The organism is Desmonostoc vinosum (assembly GCF_059505385.1).
Genome location: NZ_JCACKM010000247.1, coordinates 1 through 6,653 on the forward strand (window position 1 = coordinate 1; position 6,653 = coordinate 6,653).

The window sequence follows — 6,653 nt, forward strand, 5'->3', positions numbered from 1 at the left end:
GCGAAGCGTCTCGTAGAGAAGCGGGGCGTAGCCCAACAAAAAAATATTTATGCAAAAGGTCTAATGACCAATAAATGTGCAATTGGGACACACATTAGCTGACCATATTTGCTAAGAAAATTCCTATCTCTACACTTATAAATCCCAAAATTGGACTACCAAACCAGTAAAGTAATGCAGCTTTGTAGTGTTTAGTTCGTAAGAGGTTCGAGGTATCTAAAGTATAGGTTGAAAAGGTAGTGTAAGAACCTAAAAATCCCACTACTACTAACAAATATAAACTCGGATCAACTGATAACCTTGAGATGAGAGTAGCAAAAAAGCCCATCACAAAGGCTCCTGTAAGATTAATAAACAAGGTTCCATAGGGAAATGCTATCCCAAACCAACGCCCAAAAAATAAAGTCAGGTAATAGCGACTTAGTGCGCCTGGAATTGCTCCTAAGCTAATTGCTAGAGAAACATAAATTGCGGAATTCATTTGTATTCTTAAAAAAAGCACTCGCTTTGTTGTATCGAGTAGGAGATAAAAACTACACACAATCGGTGAGGTTTATACTATCTTCCCCTGAAGCCACTTGCCTCTTACCTTTGATTAAGCTAGACACTCATGTGATAAATCACACAATAATGGCATGAAAATACCTCTGCCTCTACTCCCCACTCCCCATTTTCAAGCTATGGGAAATGAAGAAGATGAAGGGGATGAGTAAAAAACATATGTTTTCTTGAGCTGTTTTCCTGGTAAGTTCTCTAGGCGAGTGTTTGTGTAATTGGTTTTAATTAATGCGATCGCAGGTAAGCTGATGATTTTATCAAAACGTCAATGGTTCATGTTTCTGAGTGCAGTATCTGCCACTTTCTCGGTGGTATTGCCGCTGAAGGTTTTGAGTGCCCAGCCCTACCCAGGGGCAAATGGGGTACAACAGATGGATATCTTGCAAGCTCTTTTTTTAGGCTTTGTGCAAGGAATAACTGAATTTTTGCCAATTAGCAGCACGGCACATTTAAAAGTTGTGCCTGTAGTTCTGGGTTGGGGCGATCCGGGAGTGGCGTTTACCGCAGTGATTCAGCTAGGTAGTATTGTGGCGGTGCTGTGGTATTTCTGGGGAGATCTGACACGGCTACTCCAGGGGACAACAAGAGCGATCGCCCATAAAGATTACAATGACTACAACTTTCGCTTATTTTTAGGGATTATTTTAGGAACATTACCTATCGTCTTTTTTGGAATTTTGATTAAAAAGTTTATTCCAGACTTTGATAATTCACCAATTAGAAGCTTAGGGGCGATCGCCACTGCTTCCATAGTCATGTCAATTTTACTGGGGTTCGCAGAAAAACTGGGTAAACGGCAACGCAACTTTGAACACCTGACAACCAGAGATGGGCTATTGATGGGATTAGCCCAAGCTTTGGCATTAATTCCCGGCGTTTCCCGTTCAGGTTCTACCTTAACAGCAGGACTATTCATCGGGTTACAAAGAGAAACAGCAGCAAGATTTTCATTTTTGCTGGGAATTCCAGCCATCGTTTTAGCCGGGATAGTAGAGTTCAAAAGTTTTTTAGAAACCGGATTAGGCGATACAGGGATCATTCCTCTGGCTGCTGGGGTACTCTCGGCTGCTATCTTTTCATACATAGCGATCGCAGGGTTACTACGCTTCCTCAAAACCCACAGCAATTGGGTATTTATTTGGTATCGGTTGGTATTTGGGGTAGCAATCTTAGGGGCAATTTGGGGAAATTTGTTGAACAATAGTTAATAGTCATCGGTCATTTGTCTTTTGTTATTTGTTCTATGCTGATGACTAATGACCAATGACAAATGACCAATGTCTATCATTCATCCTGCTAAAGTTACTAGGGTTCTTCCAGATTCGATCGCAGCCGAAATTGGCTTTGAGGTAGGGGATGCGATCGTTGCAATTAATGGGACGCATCCCCGCGATTTAATTGATTATCAATTTTTATGTGCTGATGAAGTTTTAGAACTAGAAGTTTTAGACACTGCTGGTAAAAATCATTACATTGAAATTGAAAAAGATTATGACGAAGATTTGGGGCTAGAATTTGATACTGCCTTATTTGACGGTCTAATTCAGTGTAATAATCGCTGTTCGTTTTGCTTTATTGATCAGCAACCGCCAGGCAAGCGTTATAGTTTATACCTGAAAGATGATGATTATCGTTTAAGCTTTTTATACGGTTCTTATTTAACTCTCACCAATTTGCCAGAACGAGAATGGCGGCGGATTGAACAGATGCGGTTGTCTCCTTTGTTTGTTTCTGTCCATGCCACAGAAGCCGATGTGAGAATTAGGCTTTTAAAAAATCCGCGTGCCGGACAAATCTTGCAACAACTCCAATGGTTTCAAGAAAGACGCCTACAAATTCATGCTCAAGTAGTCGTTTGTCCTGGTATAAACGATGGCAAACATTTGGAACAAACACTACAAGATTTAGCGTCCTTTCATAGTGGCGAAGTGCCTGCGGTGGCATCAGTGGCAGTTGTGCCAGTGGGTTTAACGCGATTTCGTCCCGAAGAAGACGAACTCGTACCCGTAACTAGGGAAAAAGCTCAAGAAGTAATTGCTCAAGTGCGATCGCTACAGCAGCAATTTCGTCAAAAATTTGGTTCTGGTTTTGCTTGGTTGGCTGATGAGTGGTTTTTGATTGCTGGTGAAGAATTACCAAGCGAATCTGAATATGAAGAATATCCACAAATCGATAATGGTGTCGGTTCGATTCGTTTGTTTCTCAAGCAATTTGCTACCACTGCCGCAGAATTACTACCACCTCAAATATTTCCCCCAAGGAAATTAACATGGGTAGTTGGTAATGCAGTCGAAAAAGCATTTCAACCAATCCTGAAAAGTTTGAATACTGTTGAGGGATTAGAAATAAATATGCGTGCTTTATGTAGCGATTATTGGGGACAAAATATTAGTGTTACCGGATTATTAACTGGTTATGATTTACTTTTAAATTTAAAAGCACAAGATTTAGGTGAGGGAATTTTATTACCAAATGTCATGCTCAAACATGGCGAATCAGTATTTTTAGATGATATGAGCATTGAGGAAGTCGCGCAGCAATTAAATACAAAAATATTCCCAGTTGCAGGCGTTGAGGAGCTAATCACTACTTGTATTGCTGAGAATGTTAGCGTTTTTTGATTATTGGCAAAGTAGTTATCGGTTATCAATTATCAACTTGAGCGAAGCACTACGCTCATCGAAAAGCGTTGGTGGCGGGTCTAATCCCTTACTATCAGTCCTTGCAAACTGTTCCCTGTTCCCTATTCCTGAGCGTAGTCGAAGTGTTCCCTTTCATTGATAAATAGTCTCCGAAGGAAGAAATATCAGTTGTTTTTCGGAGGTATTTATTATTGTGTTGAATAATAAATAGAGTAAGTAATATCTAATAATTTATTGATTGGAGAGTAAATAGTGAGGAATCAGGGTAAAAGCCATAAAATAAAAGTTAAATTTCCTCTGAAAAAAGCCGGGTTCTTCATTTTTTATTTTCAAATTTTAACTTCTAATTGTTTTAATATTTTGCCAGCCAGAGCAGTAAATACAGAACCTGTATTGAGTGTAGTTCAGAGTCAAGAAAATACGCCGCAATGGACAGGAATTACTAAGCGGTTGCAAACAATTGGTGTGCAATATTGTGTGATTCCGCTAGCTACTGTCAAGAGTGCAGCGGATTGGGGCGATCGCCGCGTGTTATTTTTGCCAAATGTGGAGACATTATCGCCAACACAAGCGATTGCTCTAGAAGCATGGATGAGCAAGGGAGGACATTTAATTGCTAGTGGCCCTGTGGGTAGTCTGTCCGCACCGGGAGTACGTCAGTTATTGCGATCGCTTTTAGGAAGTTATTGGGGATTTGGGTTGAATGAGCCACAACAGATAAAACCCTCAAAAACTAAGGTGCGGCAATTGACAGACCAAAGTGGTCTTTTTGGTAAGGTGCGTGGTGGTGTGGTGATTCCCAATGCTGCTACCAGTCAGACTACTGCTGTTTGGAACTCCCAAGATAACCCCGCTGCCGTGGTAACAACCGAGCGTTCTACCTTATTTGGCTGGCGTTGGGGGACAGATACAGCCTCAGCAGCAGAATTAGATAGTGCCTGGTTAAAAGCTTCTGTTAATCGTCATCTGACAGCATCAAGTCGTAAGCCTAAAGTCGAAGGCGGTTCGCCAAAATGCTCTACCTCAACAGAAACAATATCTATTGCTACAGCGCCTCAACCTAGACAAAATCCCCCAGTAGCTATTGACGAACCAGAACCAACAGTGCGTTTAGATGTCGTACCAAACTCCAATGTACCGATTGATAGTAACGAAGCGATCGCCCTCCAACAAGAGCTAGAAAATTTGATTGGTCGAGTAGAAAGTGCCCATTTAGCAGCATCCGTTGATAACACTAACGTTACCAATACTGCATCCACTCCAGTAGAACAGGTGCAAGTAGCCTCAACTAAACCAGGTGCAGTTATTCCCAGCAGAGAACAAGTGTTAGCACAGGCAAGGGTAGTGGCAAAAAACTTACCCCAATTAATTGCTAGCAAAAATTATGGTTTGGCTCGTCAGCAGTGGCAAACCACAAGAGCCAACTTATGGCGACAGTTTCCTGTGAATCAGAGATTAGCTCCAGCAGAAATCCGCTCAGTATGGTTAGATCGGGGGACGATAGTCCGTGCAGGCAGTGTGGAAGGATTAGCTCAAATTTTTGATCGGCTAGCACAATCTGGGATCAATACCGTCTTTTTTGAAACTGTCAACGCTGGTTATACTATTTATCCCAGCCAAGTCGCACCGCAGCAAAACCCATTAATTAAGGGTTGGGATCCCTTAGCGGCGGCGGTGAAGTTAGCCCATGAGCGAGATATGGAATTACACGCTTGGGTTTGGACTTTTGCTGCTGGCAACCAACGCCACAATCAGATTCTCAATATCAACCCTGATTATCCAGGGCCAGTACTAGCAGCTCATCCCGATTGGGCAAACAGCGATAGCTCTGGTAACATCATTCCCGTTGGTCAAACTAAACCATTTTTTGACCCAGCTAATCCCCAATTGCGGCAATATCTCCTCAAGCTGTACGCAGAAATTGTCACCCGCTATGACGTAGATGGTTTACACCTAGACTACATTCGCTATCCCTTCCAAGATGCCGTTGCAGGCCGCACTTACGGTTATGGGAAAGCTGCCAGAGCGCAGTTTCAGCAAATAACTGGCGTAGATCCAATAGATATTTCTCCCAGTCAACCGGACTTGTGGCAAAAGTGGACTGAATTTCGCACTCAACAAGTCGATAGCTTTGTCGCTCAAGTATCTGGGGAGTTGCGACAAAAGCGAGCAAGTTTGATTTTGTCAGTTGCCGTATTTCCGCTGCCAGAATTAGAACGAATTCAGAAAATTCAGCAAAACTGGGAAGTTTGGGCGCGGCGGGGAGATATAGATTTAATCGTTCCCATGACTTATGCGTTAGATACCTCTGGCTTCCAACGATTAGCACAACCTTGGATAGCTTCAACAAAATTAGGATCTACTTTGCTAGTGCCAGGAATTCGTTTACTTTCGTTGCCCACAATTGGCACATTCGATCAACTCCAACTAGTCAGAGATTCAGCAGCTGGTGGTTATGCACTGTTTGCTGTCGAGAATTTTAACCATGAGCTAGAAAAACTTTTTGGCAGCACCCAAAAGAAGATAGAGACTAACAAAAGTGAACCTATTCCTTACCGTCAGCCTTTTCAAGCTGCTGCTGTTCGTTATTCTGCTATGCAACGGGAATGGAAATTTGTTTTACAGAATGATCAGTTAGTAGTGGCTAAAACGGTTTCAGATTTTAACAATCAAGCAGCGGTTTTACAAAGTGCTTTGAATCAGCTTGCGACTTCGCCTTCTGCCAGTAATTTGTTAGCAGCTAGAGCCTCGCTAACTCGCTTTCAATCTCAATTTCGGGTATTGATGAGCCAAGAAGTTATAGAGAATTCCTATCAAGTTAAAGCCTGGGAAAATCGTTTGGTATCTATAGAGAGGCTATTACGTTACGGCGAACGGCGGTTGCAATTGCATCAATAGACTTGAAAATAGGGGGTAGGGAGATAAGTCTGTAATTATTCTGATGTGTATAACAATGAATGGATAACCGATGAAATAGAATTTATAATTCTCTTGCAAAAGTCCCTCTTTGCGTTCTCTTCTCTGCGCCTGGGGCGCGGCAGTCGCTCATGGGGGAGACCCCAAGACCGCGCTGCCTTGCCTCTGCGTGAGTTTTTCACAGTATTATTCAACAACATTAAAGTATTGATGTACGCCAAATCCCCATCCCCTAAACCACTTAAGGAGAATTACAATGTCTACCGAATATCACGTTAAACTCATTCAACAAGGCAATATTCAAACCTTACTCATTCCCCAAGAATTAACTTTATCAACTTCAGAAGTTATCATCCGACAAGAAGACGGAAAACTTATCATAGAACCCTACAAGAAAAAATCCCTCCTGGAAGTCTTCGCCAACCTTGATGATATTGACGAAGAATTTCCCGATGTTGACGAAGGACTATTACCGTTAGATGACATTAGACTTCTTGCAAAAATACTTGAACCGTCAGAGACTCAAGTCTCTGCCTA

The 6,653-nt window shown here is 42.1% G+C and carries 5 protein-coding genes; 4 read left to right on the forward strand and 1 reads right to left on the reverse strand.

Features of this window, described 5'->3' with window-relative positions; all coding sequences use genetic code 11:
• Window positions 1–94: 94 nt before the first annotated feature.
• On the reverse strand, window positions 95–481 hold the full coding sequence (gene crcB / locus AC5JMF_RS28035) for a fluoride efflux transporter CrcB (protein WP_495798987.1): 387 nt from the start codon (window positions 479–481) through the stop codon (window positions 95–97).
• 325 nt (window positions 482–806) lie between these two features.
• Here crcB and AC5JMF_RS28040 point away from each other — a divergent pair, with 325 nt between their 5' ends.
• From AC5JMF_RS28040 to AC5JMF_RS28055, 4 genes are all read left to right on the forward strand, one after another.
• Window positions 807–1,766 carry an undecaprenyl-diphosphate phosphatase gene (locus AC5JMF_RS28040; protein WP_495798991.1) on the forward strand — a complete coding sequence of 320 codons (960 nt, stop codon included), beginning with the start codon at window positions 807–809 and terminating at the stop codon, window positions 1,764–1,766.
• 69 nt (window positions 1,767–1,835) lie between these two features.
• Window positions 1,836–3,179 carry a TIGR03279 family radical SAM protein gene (locus tag AC5JMF_RS28045; RefSeq protein WP_495798988.1) on the forward strand — a complete coding sequence of 448 codons (1,344 nt, stop codon included), beginning with the start codon at window positions 1,836–1,838 and terminating at the stop codon, window positions 3,177–3,179.
• Window positions 3,180–3,452: 273 nt separating this feature from the next.
• Window positions 3,453–6,098 carry a family 10 glycosylhydrolase gene (locus tag AC5JMF_RS28050; protein WP_495798989.1) on the forward strand — a complete coding sequence of 882 codons (2,646 nt, stop codon included), beginning with the start codon at window positions 3,453–3,455 and terminating at the stop codon, window positions 6,096–6,098.
• A gap of 274 nt (window positions 6,099–6,372) precedes the next feature.
• A partial coding sequence (locus AC5JMF_RS28055) for an antitoxin (protein WP_495798990.1) occupies window positions 6,373–6,653 on the forward strand: 281 nt, incomplete at its 3' end.